Source organism: Paenibacillus sp. JT22N12, from assembly GCF_056269365.1.
Map to the genome: position 1 here is coordinate 624,314 of NZ_JBWDNU010000002.1, position 21,182 is coordinate 645,495.

The window sequence follows — 21,182 nt, forward strand, 5'->3', positions numbered from 1 at the left end:
AGGAGTGAATGCGTTGAATACTAATATCGACCGTAAAACATTCTTATCCTATGTTGGAAAAGGAGCAGCGGCTCTGGCAGTTGCATCAACGGGACTCGGGACACTGGATAGCAAAGTAAATGCCGCATCTTCGTCCGCCAGCCATCTCTTCGGATTCAAAACAAATAAGGTCAGCGGTTACTTTGAGCCGATCGCTCCTTCCAAAGAAGACAAATTGATTCTTCCCCAAGGCTTTAAATACGATGTAATCGCTGCCATGGACGATGTCATCAACCCGGCTGGCGAAAAATTCGGTGACGGCTCCGATTACAATGCCTTCTTCCCGTTGGAAGGCTCGAATGTGCGCGGCCTTCTGGTGAACAACCACGAGTATACGGGTGTATTTAGCATCGGCCTGATCAAAGACGGCAAGATGACAGCCGATCAAGTACAGAAGAACCTCTATTACCAGGGAATGTCTGTCATCGAAATTTACCGCGATGAGAACGGAACGTGGAAGATGGATACCAAGTCCAAGCATGCCCGCCGCATCAATGGCTTCACCAAATTTGAATTGACCGGACCGGCCAGGGGTACAGCGGCGCTTGGCGGCGCGACAACCGCGCAGGGCACGTTCGCGAACTGCTCCGGCGGCGTAACGCTTTGGAACACGGCACTTTCCTGCGAAGAGAACTATGCGGATACCGCCGAAGTGTCCAAGCTGCCCTCGACTCACTACGGATGGGTTGTTGAGATCGATCCCTTCGACAAAACATATCTGAAGAAGCATACGGCCCTCGGCAGGTTCAATCATGAGAATACCGCGATGGGGCTTGCGGCAGACGGACGTGTAGTCGTATATATGGGAGACGATGTGAAAGACGCCTGCGTTTACAAATTCATCAGCAAAGGCAAATTCGATAAATCCAAAGGCCGATCTAACTCCGCTCTTCTGGAATCCGGCACTCTATATGTCGCCAACCTGAAAACGGGCAAATGGATTCCTATCACGCTGGATGGGGTATTAAAAGCAGCTGAAGGCAAAGCAGATGTCCAGGCAAAATTCAAAACGCAAGGCGATGTCGTTACCTTGTGCCAGGAAGCGTCTCTGCTGGTAGGGGGAACGCCGACGGACCGTCCCGAGGATATCGAAATTTCTCCGTTCGATAACACGGTGTTTATCGCACACACGAATAATGATAATCATGGCAACATACATGGTCACATCACCAGAATTTTCGAAGCGAACAACGATCTTGGCGCGCTTGACTTTGATTTCGAGATCTTTGCCGCCGGCGGCAGACAATCGGGCTTCAGCTCGCCGGACAACCTGGTATTCGATTCAGACGGGGATCTCTGGGTGGTAACCGACATTTCCAGTACCAGCCAAAACAAAGGCGTATACAAATCCTTTATGAACAACGGCCTGTTCGTCATTCCGACTTCAGGTCCAAGCAAAGGCATTGCGCTTCAATTCGCCTCCGCTCCAGTGGAAAGCGAAATGACAGGTCCATTCTTCACGCCGGACGAGCAGACCCTGTTTCTGTCTATCCAGCATCCTGGAGAAGAAACGAAAGATTTGCAGAAGCCGACAAGCCGCTGGCCGCATCGCAGCGGCGACCCCAAGGCCCGCGCTGCTGTGGTGGCGATAAGCGGCTTCAAGCTTGGGAAATAATGTGAAGGAGATGGGATAACATGCCTTTCGGAAACATTGGTATTGGCGGTTTGGTCCTGATTCTAATTATCGCGCTTATTATCTTCGGACCATCCAAGCTACCCGAGCTTGGCCGCGCCTTCGGTCGCACGCTGAGCGAATTTAAAGGAGCGACACGGAATCTGGTTGGCGGGGAAGAAGACGAGAAACAGAGGGATGCCGATCCGGTGCAGCCTTCTGTACCGCAGAATAAATAAATGCGCAATCCAAACGATCTGAATGTAATCGGGCACCTGGAGGAGCTGCGTTCCCGCTTGATCCGGACGGCGATCACATTCCTCGCAGCTATGGCAGCAGCGTTCATCTATGTCCGGGATATCTACCAGTGGCTGGTCAGAAATCTGGATCAGAAGCTGGTGGTGCTTGGTCCATCCGACGTAATCTGGGTTTATCTGATGATTACATGCGTTGCAGCCATTGCTATCTCCCTGCCTGTAGCAGCCTACCAGACCTGGAAATTTCTCCAGCCCGCGATCCCGCCCAATATCCAGCGCTCAACGTTATGGTTTATTCCGGGCATCAGCCTGCTGTTTATCATTGGTCTTAGCTTCGGGTATTTCATTTTGTTTCCCATGGTGCTGCATTTCATGAATGAAATGGCTAAGGCGGATTTTGACACCATGTATACGGCTGAGAAATATTTCAGATTTATGATCCATATGACTCTTCCATTCGGCCTGCTCTTTGAGATGCCGGCAGCTGTGATGTTTCTGACTAAGCTCGGCATCCTTAATCCCGAGCGCCTGGCCAAGGCCAGAAAGATGGCCTACTTTATTCTCTTGATCGTAGGCGTTACCATCACCCCTCCCGATATCCTGTCGGATATTATCGTAATCATCCCTCTATTCCTGCTGTATGAAATCAGCATAACAATTTCGAGGGTTGTCTACAGAAAACAGCTTAATCTGCAGAATACGGCGAGCTGAATATAAGGGATTAAAAAAACAGAGCAAGCCGGATTTTGGCTGCTCTGTTTTTTGTGTGCGGTGTGCCGCAGGGATTTCGGCTGAACACGCTGTATCTGCAAAAGGCTTAGAGATCAGACTGCCATTGCACTCAGCAGCTAGGCATCCTCGTCGGCAAGCTCCCTGCGGCCGGCATTTCCGGCTGTTTCTTTCTGCTCTTTCAAGACATGCTGGTAGTAATTCAACAGCTGAGCAGAAGGCTCGGACCAGCCGAAACGGCGCGCCGCATTGCGGGCGCTGCCGGAGATCCGTTCACGAAGTTCCGGGTCCGCCGCTCTGGATACCGCTTCAGTAAGCCCTCCCGGACGCCCGGTATCGTAGAGCAGTCCTGTCATCCCATCCTCGATCTGTTCGCACGTTGGTCCGCTAATTCCTGCGATAACCGGCAGTCCGGAAGCCATGGCCTCCAGAATCACAAGTCCCAGCGTCTCGGTTGTGGATGGGAAGATGAACATATCTGAAGAGGCATAAGCCTGAGACAGTTGCTCACCATGCATGAATCCTGTAAAGGTCGTATTCGTTCCCTGAAAATAAGCTTCCAGAGAAGCCCGGTGGGGGCCGTCTCCGACGAGAGCCAGGCAATACCGGGGTGAAGATTCCAGAACCTCACGAATGCGCTCGATCTCTTTCTCCGCCGCGAGACGTCCTACATAAAGCAGGATGGTCTTTCCGGGCTGTCCATTCGATAATAAATCCCGCATATCATGATTATGGTGGTCAGGGCCGAATTCATCCGCGCTGACGCCCCGCTTCCACAGCTGAACGCTGCGGAAGCCTTTGGCGGTCAGCTCGTCCAGCACGGATTGAGAGGTGCACAGATTGAGATGGGCGCGGTTATGAAGCGTCCGGAACCACCACCATAAGACGGGCTTCAAGAAAGGCAGACGGTAGTAATCCGCGTATTTCGGAATTTGAGTATGATAGGAGGCAATCATAGGCAGACGATGCCGGCGGCCGTAATAAATTCCCGCTACGCCCAGCACGGCGGGATTGACCACATGGACCAGATCCGGCTGAAGCTCGCGCAGAAGACGGCCTACCTTGCGGCTTGGCATCGCCAATTTTTTACTCCGGTAGAGAAAGAAATATCGCGCCGGAATCCCTTCCACGCGGACTCCCTCAAAATCATAGACGCCCAGGTCCGGCGCAATAACGGTGATGTCATGCCCGTTTTCCCGCAGCCAGCGGATCGTCGCGCACAAGCGGGTAACGATACCGTCCGTAGAGGGAAGAAACGTTTCGGTAATAATGACGATTTTCATCGGCATAGACTCCCTATCTTTAGTTCCAGGTCACCTTCGGCAGAATATGATCGACCAGAATGCGGTCCTTATGCTCCAAGGCGGTCCTCAGAATTCCCCGCAGCACTTCATCCGACAGCAGATGCGGCTCCAGTCCCAAATCCTTCAGCCTGGTGTTCTTGGCGAAATAGTAGTGATCTTCCTTCTCCACGCGGGGGTTCATAAGATGCGCAACCTGAACATGGATTCCCTCATCCTGCGCAACTCTGCGGACCATCTCGGCAAGCTCCAGGACGGAGAATTCCTCCGTGAATTGATTGAATACCCGGAACTCCCCGGTGTCGGCCGGATTCTCCGCGGCAAGCTCAATGCATCGAACGGTATCCCTGATGTTGAGGAATCCCCGCGTCTGGCCGCCTTTTCCGTATACGGTCAGATTGTGCCCGATGGACGCTTGAATTAGAAAACGGTTAAGGGCCGTGCCGAATACCCCGTCATAATCCAGGCGGTTGGCAAGCAGCGGATCAAGCAGGGTCTCATCGGTATGCAGACCGTACACGACGCCCTGATTCAGATCGGTGGCCCGCAGTCCCCACACTTTGCAGGCAAACATAAGATTGTGGCTGTCATGGACCTTGGAGAGATGGTACATGGAGCCGGGCTGCTTCGGATAAGGAAGAAGATCCTCACGCCCGTTATGGGTAATTTTGATGAAGCCTTCCTCGATATCGATGTTCGGCGTTCCGTATTCTCCCATTGTGCCTAATTTAATAATATGACAATCCGGTACTATTTCTTTAATCGCATAAATCACATTTAAGGTGCCCACTACATTGTTCACCTGGGTGAACACCGCATGTTCCCGGTCAATCATGGAATAGGGGGCGGAACGCTGCTCCGCAAAATGAACGAAAGCGTCAGGCCTCGTCTGAAGCAGCACTGTTCTGAGAAAATCGTAATGATTCAAATCGCCGACATAAAGCCCGATCGAACGGCCCGTCAGCTCTTCCCAACGGGCAATACGCTTCTCGATCGGTGCAATCGGCGTCAGCGAATCTACGCGGAGCTCCTCGTCCCATTTGCGGCGGCTCAGATTGTCGATGATCGTAACCTCATGCCCCTTGGCCGATAGATAAAGGGCCGTCGGCCATCCGCAAAATCCGTCTCCGCCTGCTACAACGATTTTCATGATCAATGATTCCTCCTTGGTATTTTACAATTATCAGGTGGTGACGGCATCACTTTACAGTAAGAGTGTAACATTGAAATATTAAATATAAATAAAAATTGGCACTCAGCCGTTTAAAAATCGATTTATGGCGGGAAGCCGGGCCTTACTCAATTATAATTCATATTTACCAATTTGTGGGCAGCCAGATTATAATGAAAAGTATGATAGATGGACTGGTTTGTCCTGCAGATGTGTGAGCAGCACATAAATGAAAGGAGAGGTTCCATGAATTTTTCGAAAATAGAAGAAATTCTGAAGAAGCATAATGAAACCCTGCCATTCTCAGGAACAGTATTGATCCGGGATAAAACAAAAGTCTTTGAACAGCGATTTGGATATGCGAACCGGTCCGAGCAAATCCAAAATACAATGAATACAAGGTTCGGGATGGCATCAGGGTGTAAAATCTTTACTGCTGTAGCGATTTGTCAGCTTGTCCAGGATGGAGTTTTATCTTTTGATTCACATTTGAGAGATTGCATTCATATCCCTTTTCCAAATTTTGATCCGAACATTACCATACACCATTTATTAACCCATACTTCAGGAATACCGGATTATTTTGATGAAGAGGTTATGAATGATTATGAGGAATTATGGAAGGTATTGCCGATGTACAGCATTCAATCGCCTCAGGATTTTTTGCCTTTGTTCCAGAATGGACCCATGAAGTTTTCTTCTGGCGATCACTTTTCATATAGTAATGCAGGATATATATTACTAGGTCTGGTTGTTGAGAACATGACGGGGATGGATTTCACAACGTATGTTGAGAAGAATATATTTCAACAGTGCGGGATGCTGGACTCGGGATATTTTAGAATGGATCAGCTGCCTGAACGAACGGCAATCGGGTATATAGATTATGATCAAACATGGAGGACTAATATTTATTCAGTTCCAATTAAAGGCGGACCTGATGGGGGAGCATTTACTACGGTTTATGATTTGGTCAAGTTTTGGGAGGCATTGATGAATAATCAGCTGCTATCCTCTGAATATACTCCTATATTACTGACGCCTCATGTAAAAGAAGACGAGCACACGTATTATGGATATGGTGTATGGATATCAATATATGATAATGCTGTTTTCAAATATTATGTTATGGGCAGCGATCCCGGAGTCATCATGCAATCATCCGTATATGCGAAAGAAAAAATACATGCTCATATAATCGGCAATATCGGTAAAGGTGCTGGAATGCTAGCACGTAAGATTGATGAAATCCTATTATAGAGCCTTTTAAAGCATATCGATGACGATGATGAGTACCGCCCTGAAAAGACATCGCGACGGCGGTGTTTTTTGCTTATATTGCTGAAGCATATGCGGTGCCGCCAAAAGACGGCTGCTGCTAGTTCTTCTAAATATACAGTACTTGACACACTGAGGGAAATAATAGCATAATATTATATGAATACATGCTCATATGTAATGAATAACAAAAACACTGCGATCATTTGAACTTTTACAAAGGAGACGACTGCCATGCACAGCCATTCCCACCATGCGCATGATCATCATGGCCATGACCATGACCATGGACATCACGGCCACCATCACAACCACGCCAGAGCAGGCAATAAAAAAGGACTTGCGATCGCGCTGTCCATTACGGTCGGCATCATGTTTTTGGAGTTTTTCGGGGGACTTGTTACGAACAGCCTGGCGCTTTTGTCCGATTCAGGTCATATGCTCAGCGATGCCAGTGCCCTTGCGCTAAGCCTGGTTGCGCTGTGGTTTGCCGCGCGACCCTCGTCTTCGAAGCGGACATTTGGCTTCCACCGCTTTGAAATACTGGCTGCGCTTTTCAATGGTGTTGCACTGTTTGTCATTGCGGCCTTTATCGTATGGGAAGCCATCCAGCGCTTTGGCAGCCCGCCGACAGTGGCAAGCGGATCCATGATGCTTATCGCGGCAATCGGGCTCCTCGCGAATGTCGGAAGCGCCTTTGCGCTGATGCGTTCAGGAGATGTGAAGAACAACGTCAATCTCCGCAGCGCTTATATTCATGTGCTCGGCGATGCTTTGGGCTCCGTGGGCGCGATTGTGGCGGGAGTTCTGATGATGGCATTCAAGTGGTACATTGCAGATCCGATCATATCAATTCTTGTAGCCGTGCTGATCCTGAAAAGCGCATGGGGGGTTATCAGCCATACGCTTCACATATTAATGGAAGGAACCCCGACTGCTATCGATCAATCCGAAGTTAGAGAAACGCTGCTCGCAATCGATGGGGTTAAGGATGTGCATGACCTCCACATCTGGACCATTACTTCCGGTTTTGATTCGCTGAGCTGCCACGTTCTGATTGAGGACCGGAAGGACAGTCAGGACATTTTGCAAAATGCCATCCATGTGCTGGAGGATAAATTTCATATTGAACATACTACGATCCAGGTGGAGACGGCAAATATTCATCACGGGAAACTGAAGTGCTGATGTCAGAAGCAGAGCATTGATACGATTTATTATTTCAGGCGAAGTAGAAGGAGGCTGTTTAAGTGAAAATAAGCGAATTGTCTGAAAGGACAGGTGCAAGCACCCGATCCATCAGGCATTATGAGAAGAAAAAATTAATCGCCGCTGACCGTCTTGACAATGATTATCGGGAGTTCGACGAATCTGCCATTGAGCGTATACGAATCATCCAGCTCTATTTGGGTCTGGGGCTGACAACGGAGCAAATCGAGGACATATTGAAAGGCGAGGTCAGCACTCCTGACGATTACGAATTTTGTGAAGAGATGCTGGACGCCTATCAAACGAAGCTGGATCAAATCAACAGACAAATTAGCGGATTGGAAGTCGTAAAAGAGCGGCTGGAAAGACAAACCTCAACAATGCGCGAAAAACAAAGATTGAAAGTAATGGAGCATATGGGAGCTTCAAAATAATGACAGGCTCCGGTCCATATGAAGGTCTGGAGCCTGTTTTTCAGCGGCCGGCTACACAGTCGGTTTCCGTAACAGTTCCGTCAAGCGCGAGAAATCGTCAGCTCCGTAGCCTGCATCGACGGCACGCAGCGCAACGGCCCTGGCAGCGCTCAGAACGCTGATATCCATCCCGTGATGCTGCGCCGCATGGATAATATGCTCCATACCTGCCGCGGCCGATGCGATGTTCGACTTGTCGCCCGGATAGTGTCCTTCTTCTACATGTTTTGCCGAGTAATTCATTATATCAGGCATAATGGCCATGATTCCCTGGGCATAAGCCGCAAATTCTCCAGGGGCAATGTTCTCGGCGCCCGCGAGGGTGAGCGCATGGGCATAGCCGGTCATGGTTGTCCAGAAGAAGTCGAGCAGGGCTACATCATATGCCGCTGCCCGGCTCGGATCTGCGCCAAGATAAGAGGCCGTGCCGCCCAAGCTCGCCAGCAAGGGTTGATGGGTTTGATAGACGGACTCTGGTCCGCTGTACAGAATAACGGCAGCAGGCGTACCAATGGTCGGCGTTGGAGTCATGATCGCTCCGTCAAGATAGCTGATTCCATGCCCGGCAGCCCAGGCGGCCATTTGGCGTGAGCGTTCAGGAGAATCGGCAGTAAGGTTTACCAGAGTCTGTCCCTTAAGGACATTTTCAGCGGGGCTGAGAATCGCGTGAACCGCGTTGTAGTCCAGCACACAGATGATGACAAGCGGGCTCGCAGCGATAGCGTCATGAACGGTATCTGCCAGCACAGCACCCTGCATAACAAGACGGTCTGCCTTCCCGGCTGTCCGGTTCCATATGGTCACAGGATGGCCGTTTTTTAGAAAGGCCTGGGTCAGCGCCTGCCCCATCGGACCCAAGCCGATAACCGTAACCCTTGTGCTTTCGGTGCCTGCGGTCGTTACCCTCAGGGCTCCTTCACTCCAGCTGTTTCTTTCCCCGCTTTGTTCATTTCTTTTCATTGGAAATGCCTCCTGTCAAAATAGTTTCGTTCATTGGATATTCTAAAGTTTGACACTAGTGTTAATGTCAAGATCTGTTTTAAGTATGCGAATTGTGGCTCTTCCATCCTCCGTCCGAACAGAGATCGGCCGGGCCGGTGTCAATTTCGACAAGCTGAATACGGTTATTTTGACTCATCAGGTGATCGACCATATCGGCAGCCTTCGTGCCGTTCTTAAGTGGGGAAGGCTTCTTTCATGATGTCTAAATATATAAACCTATTACTATTTTTTGAGAGATTTACAATTGGCAGCTGCCTATTAATCTGCCTATTTTTTCATAGTCAAGACGTTAGCATAGAGCATGTATGACTACCTCCCATATTATGTTGTCATCCAAGCTTGAGGAGTGGTCCAATTGAGTTCAACCCCAGAGAGAAAAGAATGTAAAAATACAAAGAAAATGAAGAGAGCATCTGCTGTAAACGGAAAAAAACGCAAATATGTTATGGTAAGCCGCTGCTGCAAAAAAAAGAAAAATTGTAAAAATGTATTAACTACAAAAGAAATTCAGCTGCTTTCAGATATTTTGAAGCAAAATGCAGAAATTATTCCGCCCGTTGTTCTGGATCAAGATGAGGAAAACATACGCCGATTAAGATTTCAAATGCGCCGATTAAATAGACTTGTAAGAAGATCAAAGATTTGCAAAAAAACGCGACTTATTGTCATTTTGGAGTTGTCCTTAACTATTCTGAGGCCGGGCCCACCACCGCCTATGAATCTTGTCGTACATCTCGAACAAATGGTAATAGAACTAAGCAATATCGTGAACATTTTAGAGAATCCACAGCAAGAGATTAATCAAATCAATGTATTAATCCAAAATATCGAAAATATCATAAACAATGTCCTGGGGACCCCAGGCGCTCCCGGAGCTCCAGGCGAGCAGGGAATTCCTGGACCTCAAGGCCCTCAGGGGGTTCCCGGTACTTTTTCTCCCGTTTATGCCAATATTTTCGATACTAACGATCAGTGTCTTGAGCCTAACCAGCCAGTACGATTTAATCAATTTGATCAACCTGGCTCCATATTGTTCGGGGGAATTACGGCTACCCAAACTTCCCTGACCGTTCCGGTGGCCGGGGATTATGCGATATTGTGGGAAGTCGTTTTCCTGCCGGTTCCCAGCCAAACCCACTGTGCATTTGGAGTGTTTGTCAATGGCATTCTTCAAAATTCTACCCGATCAGGTACAGCAGCATTTCAAGACCAGGAGTTTGATAACACGGGTTCAGTAGCGATTTTGCGCTTAAATGCCGGTGATGTGATTGAGCTCCGGGCTCTGATTCCTCCAGGCAGTTCGCAAACAGACATACAGCTGAGCTCACTGATACAATACCCGCCTTTTGGCGGTACTGCTGATCAACCTATAAATAGTGCATCGCTGCGGACGTTTAAGCTGGGTCCGTCATAGCTTTGATATATAATCATGCTGCTTCCAATGGATAACCTCCAATAGGAAGCTTTTTCTTTCAATTGGCAGGTCGCAGCCATAAAGATGGCATCAAATATCAACTTGAAAGCGTTCTCTGTAAACCGTCTCGATGAAGTGGTATACTGGGCTGGAAAAGGCGGGAAAGCGCCAGCCATCAAAATTATATATTACATAGTAAAGGAGTTCATTATGCGATACGTTGTTATTGGAGGTAGCGGCCATGTCGGGACATACATGATCCCGCAATTGGTGCGTCTAGGCCATGAGGTTGTTCATTTCAGCAGAGGGACAAGCGAGCCTTATCGTCCCGATATGGCCTGGAAGGAAGTCCGGCATGTGTCCGCTGACCGGTCAGCGGAGGAGAAGGACGGGACATTCGGGCGAAAAATAGCCGGGCTTCAGCCCGATGTCGTCATTGACATGATTTGCTTCAAGCCGGAGAGCGCGCGGCAGATCGTGGAAGCGCTGAAAGGGGAGATCCAGCACTATATCTCCTGCGGGACCATTTGGGTACACGGTCCGAGCGTATCGGTGCCGACTGGCGAGGAAGCGCCGCGCAGGCCGTTTGGCGAATACGGTATTCTGAAAGCAGAGATTGAGAGCTTCCTGCTGGAGCAGGCGAGAAGAGCAGGCTTCCCTGCCACAGTGCTCCATCCTGGGCATATCGTCGGACCAGGCTGGGCGCCGCTCAATCCGGCTGGTCATTTCAACCCGCAGGTGTTTTCCCGGCTCGCCCGGGGGGAGGAAGTCGTCATCCCAAACCTGGGCCTCGAAACGGTTCATCATGTTCATGCGGAGGATGTTTCACAAGCATTCATTAAAGCCTCACAGTGCTGGAACGCAGCGGTCGGCAGCAGCTTCCATGTTGTCTCTCCGGCCGCATTGACCCTAAGAGGCTATGCGGAGACCGTCGCATCGTGGTTCGGCAGGGAAGCGAATCTGAAATTCGAGCCGTTCGAGACACTGAGCGTCAAGCTCACCGAACAGGAAGCGCGCAGCACCTGGGACCATATCGCCCATAGTCCGAACTGCAGCATCGACAAGGCGCGGAGCCTGATCGGCTATGCCCCGCGCTATACATCTCTTGAGGCGGTCAAAGAATCGGTCGAATGGATGATTGAACGGCAATTAATCGAAATCACATAAAGACAGAAACCCTGAATGGAATAAGGATATTGAATAGGCTGAAGTTCTCAGGTGGGGATGATTAAGAAGCCGCCGCCTGGAAGGCGGAGCGGCAGGAACATACTTGTAAGATTGAATATGAAAGCCCAAAGACCGGAGCAGCTTTAAGCAGCGTCCGGTCTTTTGATTGATATATAACGAACGAATGGGCAAATTATTCAAGCGGCCAACATTTAATAAGGTTGAAGTTATAGATTAACGGCCTGCATTCCCATGTCGTCCATACGGCCGCCGTATGCGGCATCCTTTGGACTAACCGCTTCAATACGGGACAAATCTTCGGAAGTGAGTTCGATATCAAGCGCACCTATATTTTCTTCTAAATATTTTTGGCGCTTCGTGCCGGGAATCGGCAATGCGCCGTTTGCAATTGTCCATGCCAATGCCAATTGGGAGGGCGTAATATTCTTCTCTGCCGCAATTTTTTTTACTTCATCCACCAGCTCGAGGTTTTTTTGGAAGTTTTCGCCTTGAAAACGCGGGAAAAATCTGCGGATATCATCTGCAGCAAAATCTTCAAACTTGCGCAGTTCTCCTGAAATAAAACCCCTGCTTAAGGGACTGTAAGCGACATGAGAAATTCCGAGCTCTCTTATGACAGGCAGTATCTCATCTTCGATTTCCCGGCTCCAGAGTGAATATTCGGTCTGCAAGGCAGAGATGGGATGAATGGCGTGAGCACGGCGAATGGTATCGGCACCCGCTTCGGACAAGCCCAGATAACGCACTTTTCCCGCTTTCACCAGATCTGACATCGCCTCGACAGTTTCCTCAATAGGCACGTTCGGATCGACCCGATGCTGGTAATAAAGATCGATGTAGTCCACATCCAACCGTCGAAGACTCTCATCGACCGCTTTCTTTACATAATCGGGCTGTCCGTTTACTGTTGCAAAATTAGGTCCGAAAGCGAACTTTGTCGCAATGACGGCCTGTTCCCGACGTCCTTTCAACGCTTTTCCAAGGAGTTCTTCGTTATGACCGTTGCCATATACATCTGCCGTATCCAATAAGGTAACACCCAGTTCCAGGGCGCGGTGGATGGTCCGGATGGAGTCGTCATCATTTGTTTCTCCGTACATCCCAGGTGACATACCCATTAAGCCGAGACCCATAGAAGAAACAATTAAATCACTGTTGCCCAGTTGTCTGGTTTTCATTTTGTGAACCTCACCTTCTTAGATTGGATTACGAGAGTAAGCATAACACAGGGAATTATATAAAACAAACGAAAAGAGTAAAAAACGTTTAATTAGTATTTATTGTGTATTATTATCGAGTTTTTATGTATACTATATAGAGGCAGAGAGGAGACGGCTAAAATATGAATTCCAATACAAAGAGCGATAACAATCCTCAAAAAGAGATGAGAAACAAATTAGTCAACAAAGTGTTTCCCATTATCATGAAAAATGGCTTTCAATCCCTGCGGATGGAAGAAATTTCGAAATATATGGATGTAAGCAAAGCAACAATGTATAAATACTTTACTTCGAAAGAAGAGGTTATCGAGAGTACCGTGGCAGCTCTTATTGACTATATCAATGAATTGGTTTTGGAATTCCGTGATTACAGCCAGTCGCACGGAACGGGGTTTCAGCAGCTGTTCGAACAATCGGTCTTGCTCGCAGCATACATTTCCGATGGTTTCCTGACCGAGCTGCAGTCGATTTATCCGGAGCTGCACAATCGTCTAAGAGATGCGATGAAGCTGCGCGAGAAAGGAATTTTGGAATTTTACCAGGAGGGGAAGAGCAAGAGCATATTTAATGATATTAATGTAAATCTGATCTTCCTGCAGGACCATGTCCTCGTTCGGGCCATGCTGGATATCAAATTTTTGATGACCTATCATTTAACCCTTAACCAGGTGCTTTTTGATTATTATCATTTGATGAAGCATCAACTGTTCAGAACGGAACAGCTTCCCGTTATCGACGACTCCAATATGACAAGCAGAATTGATTATATGGCTAATAAGATTACCCGTGATTTGTTATAAAGCAGCAGAGCGTCATATTTGACGGAAATATTGACCGATTGGAGTCCGCTTAACAAGGCGGGCTTTTTGTTTTGCGGTTATATCTTCAGCATTGTGGGCGGAATGATCTTGCATGAAAAAACGGGAGACAGAATTCGCACGGGGCCAATACCATTTTCGCTACCTGATGGATCTCATAATTGATTATGATGGTTTCGCTGATACGAAATGTATACCCCGCAAGCAAAATGTGAAGGGGGGATGCCCGGAACAGTTGAACCGGAAAGGAACCGCCCAAATTATAACAATGAAGGAGATGCGCATGTGAAAAGGAATAGAAGGACATCGCTCATCTTGACCCTGGTGCTGTCCATGCTGGCAACTTCGGGCATTTTCTCAGGGGGAACCCGCCAGGCTGAAGCCGCCGGATTTGCCGAACGGGTTGCCATTGAGGATGTCGGCATCGACGCGGAAGGCGTCATTCACGGCAAGCTGGTCAATAAAACGGCCGGAGCTCTTCAAGGAACGTTGATTGCCGCACTCTATAATGAACAGAATACGATCGACAGCTCCGACATTCAGCAGATATCGTTCACCGCTGCTGGCGAAGCTTCTGCATTCAGTGCACAGTTCGATCAACCGATCGTTCCAAAAAAACATACAATCAAGCTGTTCGTATGGGACAGCCTGACAAGCAAGAAGCCGCTGTCCAACGTCATGGAGGTCAGTCCGTACGGACTGACGGAGACCACGGAAAGCAAAATCAATCCGTATGCGTTTTATGTCGGCCGGGTAGCACGGACGTATTCGGAGTCGGAAAACAAGGCGCTCACCGCCGACCTGGACACGTACATCGACACAACCAACAAGCGGATCAAAAGCGTTACGGATGAACTGGATTGGGATTACGGGCAAGGCATCATCCGCCTGAATACACCGAAAAGCCAGGGGGCTACGGGCATTTTGAATGCCGTAAGCAGCGTTGAGCTCGATAATGTCGTCATCGAGTCCGGCAATGCTTTTGGCACTGTCATGGTCATCTCGCTGGACGATCTACCGATCGCCTCATCGAAGAAGCTGCTGATCCAGGCGGTGACGGAAGACAAATCGTACGGCTTCGAGTCGGAGACGGTGACGGAAGGCGGCGTGGCGAAGCAGAAAATCGTTTCACTCGGCGAAGGGCCGATGAACGTCCGCGATATCGACGCTTCCGTACTGCTCAAAGGCATGACAGACATTAACAGGATTTACGCGCTGGACCCGAACGGCTATGTGAAGGAGGAGGTTCAGGGCACGGCTGCTGCAGGCGGTTTTCAAATTCCGCTCAGGCCCGATGCGCTGTATACTCTCGTCGAGCGCGAAGGACTGACAGACCCCTACGTACCAGGCACAGAGCCTGAGGAAGATCCCGTCTACGTATGGTGGGAGGGGGAGGACGCGGTGGAAACGAACTTCCCTGCAACCGCGGACTTCTCGGCGGATACGTTCCCTCAGACCCGTCATCTGCTGTCCGGCAGCGACTGGCTGGCGATCTCGAACGTAGCGGTAGACCCGGATAATCCGCCGTTTGCCAATTATGAAGTTGAAGTACCCGAAGACGCGGCTTATACGTTTTTTGTCCGCAAATTCTGGCTGCACGGTCCTTTCGACTACCGATGGGACGGCGGGGAATGGAAATCCATCGGCCGTGATATCACGCTTCTGGATTCTGTCAGTTTCCGGCAATTCACAGAGGCGAACTGGATATCCGCCGGCAGCGAAACATTGACGAAAGGCAAGCATTTGCTTGAAATCAAGCTCCAGCAGGAAGCGGAGAATTCTAACGCCGCGTTCGACAGCTTCATTCTGTCCAAACAGCCTTTTATGCCAAGCGGCCTGCTGCGTCCAGGCGAGAAGCTGAACCGCGCGGAAGAGGGATTCTGGGCATTCGAGCCGGATATCGATCCGTTCAACGACAATGCTGCGCTTGATCTGCGTTACTTGAACGAAGATACGGCAGGCCAATCCGGTTATGTCCAGCGGCAAAAAGACAAGCTGCTGCTTGGCGACGGTCAGGAAGCCCGTTTCTGGGCCGTTAATGCGGGAGCGGAAACGATCAATCTGGAAAAAGGCGACGTTGATTATTTTGCCAAGCAGCTGGCGAAGCGCGGCGTCAATATGGTGCGGATACACGGCATGATATTTGATGAGAACGGCGAAATTACCGACAAAGCGCTTGACCGCTATCAATATTTTGTACACGCGATGAAGCAGGAAGGCATCTATGTCAACCTGAGCTATTACTTCGTGCTTTGGTGGGATATGACCAAAGCCGAGGCCTTTAAACAGCCTGGCGACGAGTTTTTCGATTGGAACAAGCAGCCGTTCGGTCTTCTGTTCTTTGATAAAACGCAGCAGGAGCTGTACAAAAAAGGAGTCCGGAAGCTTCTGCTGACGCCGAATCCCTATGAGAACGGGCTTCCGCTCGGCAAGGATCCGGCGGTTGCGATCATCGAGACCCAGAACGAGGACAGCTATTTCTTCTTTACCTTCTCGGACTGGAAGTTCCCCGACAATATCAGGCGCGAGCTGTCCAAAATGTTCGGCGGTTGGCTGAAGGACGAATATGGCAGCCTGGATGCCGCTTATGACGCCTGGGGACCGCTCAGCAAGGTCTGGAATGACGAGCCGGAGAATGGATTGATGGAGGTTGAAGGCGCTTCCAATCTTCCGTGGGCGACAGGAAACGGAGGAGACGATAAGCGCAGGCGGGACATTCTTCGTTTTCTCACCGAGGAACAGCGGCTGTTCTACGAGGATATGAACCGTTTCTACAAGGAAGATATCGGCACGCAAAGCATAATTACGGCCAGCAACTGGATCACGGCAGATCCGGCCAAGATGGAGGCTTTGGAACGTTATACGTATGCGGCCACCGACATGGTCGACCGGCATGCCTATACCGAGCCAAGCCATACCGCGTTCAACAATGAAAACTGGACGCTTCACGCAGGCGATACTTATATTCCAACTCCTATTGTCCAGCATCCCGACATGAACCCTGTGAAGGTTGTCCATAACGATGACCAGCCGTCGATGATTTCGGAGATTACCTGGACGAATCCGACTCCATACGGTGCGGAAGGACCATTCATGATATCCGCCTACTCCTCGCTGCAGGGAATCGATGTACTGGATATGTTTGCGACAGGCGGACCCTCGTGGCCGACGAAATGGCAAAAATGGCCGATCATGTCGCCGACGATGGCTGGCCAATTCCCGGGATTCTCGCTCATGTACCGCAGAGGAGACGTAAAGGAAGCAAAGAACGTCGTGTTGGAATCAAGCACGCTGGATTCCTTGCTCAATCTTCAAGGCTCAAAAATTTATGAAAGTTTGAACATCGACGATATCCGCGGATAAGACCGGAACAGGCAAACCCACCATTTCAATAAAAGAAGGGATATGTGGCGATGAAGCGATCGTTTCGAATCGCACTGGTTTATGTGACGTTAGCTGCTCTGATGTTCTCGATGTTCGGCGGAGCCGTGACTGCCGATGGGGGGACCGCAGCCGGAGCGCCGGTCCCGGGTGACGTCGTCTCTGGGATACCATCCCAGGACGAAGATGCGCCGGACACCGAAGCGCCGGCAGCGCCTGCAGGTCTGCATGTGGCTGGGACGACAAGCACGAGCGTCAGCTTGTCCTGGAACGCTCCGGACGCCAATTCGGGCACGGTCACGTATGCGGTTTATAATGGCGGCGCCTCCGCGGGGACGACGGACCATACCCAATTTGTTGTGACGGGCTTGCTGCCGTCCACGTCCTATGTTTTCAGCGTCGCTGCACTCGATGCTGCAGGCCATACCTCGCCGGCAAGTGGGGCGGTTGAAGCCGTAACGGAGGCGGATGGCTCTGCTGACAGCACTGGGGTGAAAGTCGTAACTCCGGCAGCAGCAGATACGGGGCCAGGTATCATTCTTGCGCGGGATTCCTTCGAATCTGCGGTAGGCGTGCTGCATGGAGCAGGCGGCGGCAAAGGCTGGTCGAAGGGCTGGGAGGTGCAAAACGGCAATGCCGATGAGCCGGGGTACAATGTGCGCGGCGATAACCCGCTGGTGTATGACGGCTTGTATCAAACCGGCAGCTATGCAATCGGCGGCAAAGCGTACCTGACTGCGGTCCGGGGGCTGAACCTCAGTGCCGACGGACCGTTCGCACCTTATCTGGAGAACGGCAAAATCGGGAAGCCTGGCACGGCGTTGTGGATTAGCGCTCTTATGCGCAAAGACAACACGACGGATAATTCGATTTCAATAGGTTCAGATTGGCCGTCGACCAAGCTCGAAATGGGCTTTTTCGGAAGTGAATCCAAGTACAGGGATGTTCGTTACTGGTCCTTGAAGGTGAACGGAACCGTTTACCGCTCCACTGTGCCTTTGGAAGTCGGGAAAGCGGCGTTGCTTGTCATGAAGCTCGAATTCGGCGCTATGAACAAGGTCAATCTGTATGTTAATCAGACGGTACCGGGTGCAGGGGACCCAGATATCCCTGAGCTTCAGGCAATTACGGACGCTGACCTTGGTTTTCGCATGATTTCGACGACAACTACGGGTGGAGGAACGGAAGATTATTCGATCGACGAAATCCGGATCGGCACAACGTTCGGTGCCGTCACGCCCGCTTTCTTCGACAATGAGGCCCCGTCGGCTCCGGCAGGCGTAGAGGTCGTGAAGAAAACCGATTCCGCCGTGACATTAGGCTGGGAGCCCGCGGCCGACAATGTCGGCGTCGTCGGCTATGACGTGTTTCAGGGCGGGACGCCTGCAGGAACGACCTCCGGCACGACTTTCACTGTGAAGGGCCTTACGCGGGGGACCGGCTACACCTTCACCGTCAAAGCCAGGGATGCGGAAGGGAATATTTCTCCGGCGAGCGAGCCTGTCGAGGTAACGACAGATGCGCAGCCGGCCGACAACTCGCTCTACAATTTTGAAAATGAAGATCTGCAGGGAATGAGGCTGCTCGACGGACAAAATGCGGCGATCGCTCTCGATGGCACGCGCACATTTGCCGGCGAAGGGGCTGCCAAAATCACATTGTCCGGCGGGGGAACAGCACAGACAATCGGCTGGGACGTTCCGGACCCCAGAATCAAGCCCGGGAAGACCGTTTCCTTCCGCTTCTATGTTCCATCCGGACAGGATGACATTGTCATTCAGCCGATGGTGTTCGGAGCGGGCTGGGCTTATAACGGCGGCTTCTACGAAACAAAAAATCTGGAGAAAGACAAATGGATCACGCTTGACGTGAAATTTGAGACCGGCGATATTCCGAGCCCCCGGGTAGGGATCGCTTTTACCGCGAATGCTCCCGCCGTCGTCTGGATGGACAGCATAACCTTCAATGGTTATGGCGAAGCCGACACGGAAGCTCCTACTGTACCTGGCAATCTGCGGGCCACTTCCGCAACGGACAATGTGGTGTCGCTTGCTTGGACCGCATCTACGGATAACGAAGATACGACGGTCGGGTACGTTATTTACAAGGGTGATGAGGCAGCAGGAACGACAGCCGGCGCAGCCTCATTCACAGTTGCAGGTCTTGACGCATCAATGCCTTATACATTCACTGTGCGGGCGAAGGATACAGCCGGCAACCTCTCGGAGCCATCGAATGAGGTGCTGATCACGACGGATGCCGCCCACATGAAGCTGTCGGGCACCCCTTACGGATCTGCCTCGCGCGGTGACAGCGGGACCGTTTCGTTCGACAAGGCGTTTGACGGCAGCGTGGACAGCTATTTTGATGCAGCGGCTGCAAATGGAAGCTATGCCGGCCTTGATCTCGGAGAAGGGACCGCCAAGCGCGTAACAAAGCTGAAATTCCATCCGAGAAAGGACTATCCGGACCGGATGACAGGGGGCAAATTTCAAGGCTCGTTGACCCGGGACGGTGGATATACGACCATCCTCACGATCCGGGGCGTTCCGGAGGATGGCTGGAACGAAGTCAAAATCAGTGATCCGCACGCGTTCCGGTTCCTGCGCTACCTTGGACCGGACGGCAGCTCCGCCAATGTCGCCGAGCTGGAATTTTATGGCATCGAAGGCGACATCGCGGTTCCTTCGGCACCGGCATCGCTGCAGGTTGCAGGGGTAACCGAGACAACGGTCAGTTTGTCCTGGTCGCCTTCGACCGATAACGATACGGTTACCGGCTATACCGTCTACGCGGACGGAAAAGCGGCGGGCACGACGGCGGATACTTCCTTCACCGTCCGCGGCCTGGAACCGGACCGGTCTTATGTCTTTACGGTTACGGCCAAGGACAGCGTAAACAATATTTCGGCTCAGAGCAGTCCTGTCGAAGCCATGACGCCGCCGGCAACGGTTGTGCTGGAAACTACGGTTAACAATACGAACGGCAAAGTTGTAGTCCGGGGCGAAGTCTCCTCGGGGGCGAATCAGGAAGTGACCGTGGACGTGAAGGATTCTGAAGGCCGCCTTGTATTCGCCGACCAGGTGACAAGCGGCTTCGGGGGCACATTCCTGCTGACCTTCACAATTGATGGAGACGGAACGTATACGGTAACGGCAGGCGGGCTCGGGGTAGCCGAACCTTATGCTTCCGTCATTATCATCGGAGAACCGGGTGAAGACACCACGCCGCCTGCGGCGCCTGCCGGACTTGCCGCCGTATCGGCAACCGCCCGGAGCATCGCGCTTGAATGGCAGGCTGCAGCCGATAACACAGGCGTGACAGGCTATGTGATCTACCAAAACGGCGAGCAGGCCGGCATAACAGCCGATACACATGCGGAAGTCACCGGACTTGAGCCGGCTACAACCTACACCTTCACCGTAAAAGCGAAGGATGCGGCAGGCAATCTGTCCGCAGCGTCGAATGCCCTGCAGGCGGCAACTGAACCTGCGCCTGCGCAAGGTCTTGTGATGGAAGTGACCCCATCCAAAGATATTGTGGAGCATGGCGAAGGATTTGATCTGGGTATCTCTGCGATGGAGGTTTCCGGGCTGTACGGATATGACTTGACCGTAACGTTCGATCCTGAGGCGTATGAAATTGTATCGATCGCGCCGACAGCTGAATTCAAAGGAAACTCCACGCCTTATTTCAACCAGACGGTAAGCGGCGGCAGGATCCGCATCGTGTCCACGCTGCTTGGCGAGCCGGAAGGCAGAACCGGCGATGTTCCGCTGGTTGCCATCACGTTCAAAGCGAAGGATGTCCATGCGAAGAATGCCTTCACGCTGAAGAAGGGCTCGACAATTGCCGATGAGAATGATCAATTGTTTGCGCTGGGTGAAGACGTTGCGTCCTACAATGTCATTGTCTCCGCCGATGTCATCGGCAATGACGGCGTGCAGATCAACGATTTGACCATCGTAGCCAAAGCATTCGGAGATCCTGCGAAATATGATCCAAAATACGATATGAATCTGGACGGACTGATCGATATTTACGATATAGCCTACGTGGCTGACAAGTTACTCGCAAGATAGCTGGAGAA

The 21,182-nt window shown here is 50.9% G+C and carries 15 protein-coding genes and 1 pseudogene; 12 read left to right on the forward strand and 4 right to left on the reverse strand.

The window, feature by feature from the left end; genetic code table 11:
* Positions 1-13: 13 nt before the first annotated feature.
* From AC0YOA_RS08280 to tatC, 3 genes are read left to right on the forward strand one after another with little or no spacing between them, the layout of a single operon-like run.
* The gene (locus AC0YOA_RS08280) at positions 14-1,654 is read left to right on the forward strand and encodes a PhoX family protein (RefSeq protein WP_475786200.1); all 1,641 of its coding nucleotides are present in this window, start codon (positions 14-16) and stop codon (positions 1,652-1,654) included.
* Between the two features lie 20 nt (positions 1,655-1,674).
* Positions 1,675-1,890, forward strand: coding sequence for a twin-arginine translocase TatA/TatE family subunit (tatA, locus tag AC0YOA_RS08285; protein ID WP_210037848.1), 216 nt, complete (start codon positions 1,675-1,677; stop codon positions 1,888-1,890).
* Positions 1,891-2,619 (forward strand): twin-arginine translocase subunit TatC, encoded by a 729-nt coding sequence (gene tatC / locus AC0YOA_RS08290; RefSeq protein WP_475786201.1) that lies wholly within the window; start codon positions 1,891-1,893, stop codon positions 2,617-2,619.
* Between the two features lie 137 nt (positions 2,620-2,756).
* Here the strand turns inward: tatC and AC0YOA_RS08295 are convergent, their stop codons facing one another.
* Positions 2,757-3,920, reverse strand: a complete 1,164-nt coding sequence (locus AC0YOA_RS08295; RefSeq protein ID WP_475786202.1) for a glycosyltransferase family 4 protein — start codon at positions 3,918-3,920, stop codon at positions 2,757-2,759.
* A 19-nt stretch (positions 3,921-3,939) separates the two neighbouring features.
* Positions 3,940-5,088 (reverse strand): NAD-dependent epimerase/dehydratase family protein, encoded by a 1,149-nt coding sequence (locus tag AC0YOA_RS08300; RefSeq protein WP_475786203.1) that lies wholly within the window; start codon positions 5,086-5,088, stop codon positions 3,940-3,942.
* A 267-nt stretch (positions 5,089-5,355) separates the two neighbouring features.
* Between AC0YOA_RS08300 and AC0YOA_RS08305 the strand changes: the two genes are divergently transcribed.
* The 3 genes from AC0YOA_RS08305 (at position 5,356) to AC0YOA_RS08315 (ending at position 8,030) form a co-directional block, all read left to right on the forward strand.
* Positions 5,356-6,369, forward strand: a complete 1,014-nt coding sequence (locus AC0YOA_RS08305; RefSeq protein ID WP_475786204.1) for a serine hydrolase domain-containing protein — start codon at positions 5,356-5,358, stop codon at positions 6,367-6,369.
* Between the two features lie 252 nt (positions 6,370-6,621).
* Positions 6,622-7,575 carry a cation diffusion facilitator family transporter gene (locus AC0YOA_RS08310; RefSeq protein ID WP_475786205.1) on the forward strand — a complete coding sequence of 318 codons (954 nt, stop codon included), beginning with the start codon at positions 6,622-6,624 and terminating at the stop codon, positions 7,573-7,575.
* Positions 7,576-7,637: 62 nt separating this feature from the next.
* Complete coding sequence (locus AC0YOA_RS08315) at positions 7,638-8,030, forward strand: MerR family transcriptional regulator (RefSeq protein WP_475786206.1); 393 nt, start codon at positions 7,638-7,640, stop codon at positions 8,028-8,030.
* A 51-nt stretch (positions 8,031-8,081) separates the two neighbouring features.
* Here AC0YOA_RS08315 and AC0YOA_RS08320 read toward each other — a convergent pair whose 3' ends face one another.
* Positions 8,082-9,029 carry an NAD(P)-dependent oxidoreductase gene (locus tag AC0YOA_RS08320; RefSeq protein WP_475786207.1) on the reverse strand — a complete coding sequence of 316 codons (948 nt, stop codon included), beginning with the start codon at positions 9,027-9,029 and terminating at the stop codon, positions 8,082-8,084.
* Positions 9,030-9,156: 127 nt separating this feature from the next.
* Between AC0YOA_RS08320 and AC0YOA_RS08325 the strand changes: the two are divergent.
* The 3 genes and pseudogenes from AC0YOA_RS08325 to AC0YOA_RS08335 all read left to right on the forward strand — a co-directional run.
* Positions 9,157-9,249: pseudogene (locus AC0YOA_RS08325) on the forward strand (MBL fold metallo-hydrolase); the annotation flags it as partial.
* A gap of 177 nt (positions 9,250-9,426) precedes the next feature.
* On the forward strand, positions 9,427-10,485 hold the full coding sequence (locus AC0YOA_RS08330) for a hypothetical protein (protein ID WP_475786208.1): 1,059 nt from the start codon (positions 9,427-9,429) through the stop codon (positions 10,483-10,485).
* A 210-nt stretch (positions 10,486-10,695) separates the two neighbouring features.
* Positions 10,696-11,652, forward strand: coding sequence for an NAD-dependent epimerase/dehydratase family protein (locus AC0YOA_RS08335; RefSeq protein WP_475786209.1), 957 nt, complete (start codon positions 10,696-10,698; stop codon positions 11,650-11,652).
* A 227-nt stretch (positions 11,653-11,879) separates the two neighbouring features.
* Here the strand turns inward: AC0YOA_RS08335 and AC0YOA_RS08340 are convergent, their stop codons facing one another.
* Positions 11,880-12,851, reverse strand: a complete 972-nt coding sequence (locus AC0YOA_RS08340) for an aldo/keto reductase (protein WP_475786210.1) — start codon at positions 12,849-12,851, stop codon at positions 11,880-11,882.
* A 164-nt stretch (positions 12,852-13,015) separates the two neighbouring features.
* Between AC0YOA_RS08340 and AC0YOA_RS08345 the strand changes: the two genes are divergently transcribed.
* The 3 genes from AC0YOA_RS08345 to AC0YOA_RS08355 all read left to right on the forward strand — a co-directional run bounded on the left by AC0YOA_RS08345 (position 13,016) and on the right by AC0YOA_RS08355 (position 21,174).
* Positions 13,016-13,693 carry a TetR/AcrR family transcriptional regulator gene (locus AC0YOA_RS08345; RefSeq protein ID WP_475786211.1) on the forward strand — a complete coding sequence of 226 codons (678 nt, stop codon included), beginning with the start codon at positions 13,016-13,018 and terminating at the stop codon, positions 13,691-13,693.
* Between the two features lie 303 nt (positions 13,694-13,996).
* Positions 13,997-17,074: a hypothetical protein gene (locus AC0YOA_RS08350; protein WP_475786212.1), complete on the forward strand. Its 3,078-nt coding sequence runs from the start codon at positions 13,997-13,999 to the stop codon at positions 17,072-17,074.
* 50 nt (positions 17,075-17,124) lie between these two features.
* On the forward strand, positions 17,125-21,174 hold the full coding sequence (locus AC0YOA_RS08355) for a fibronectin type III domain-containing protein (protein WP_475786213.1): 4,050 nt from the start codon (positions 17,125-17,127) through the stop codon (positions 21,172-21,174).
* Positions 21,175-21,182: the final 8 nt, after the last annotated feature.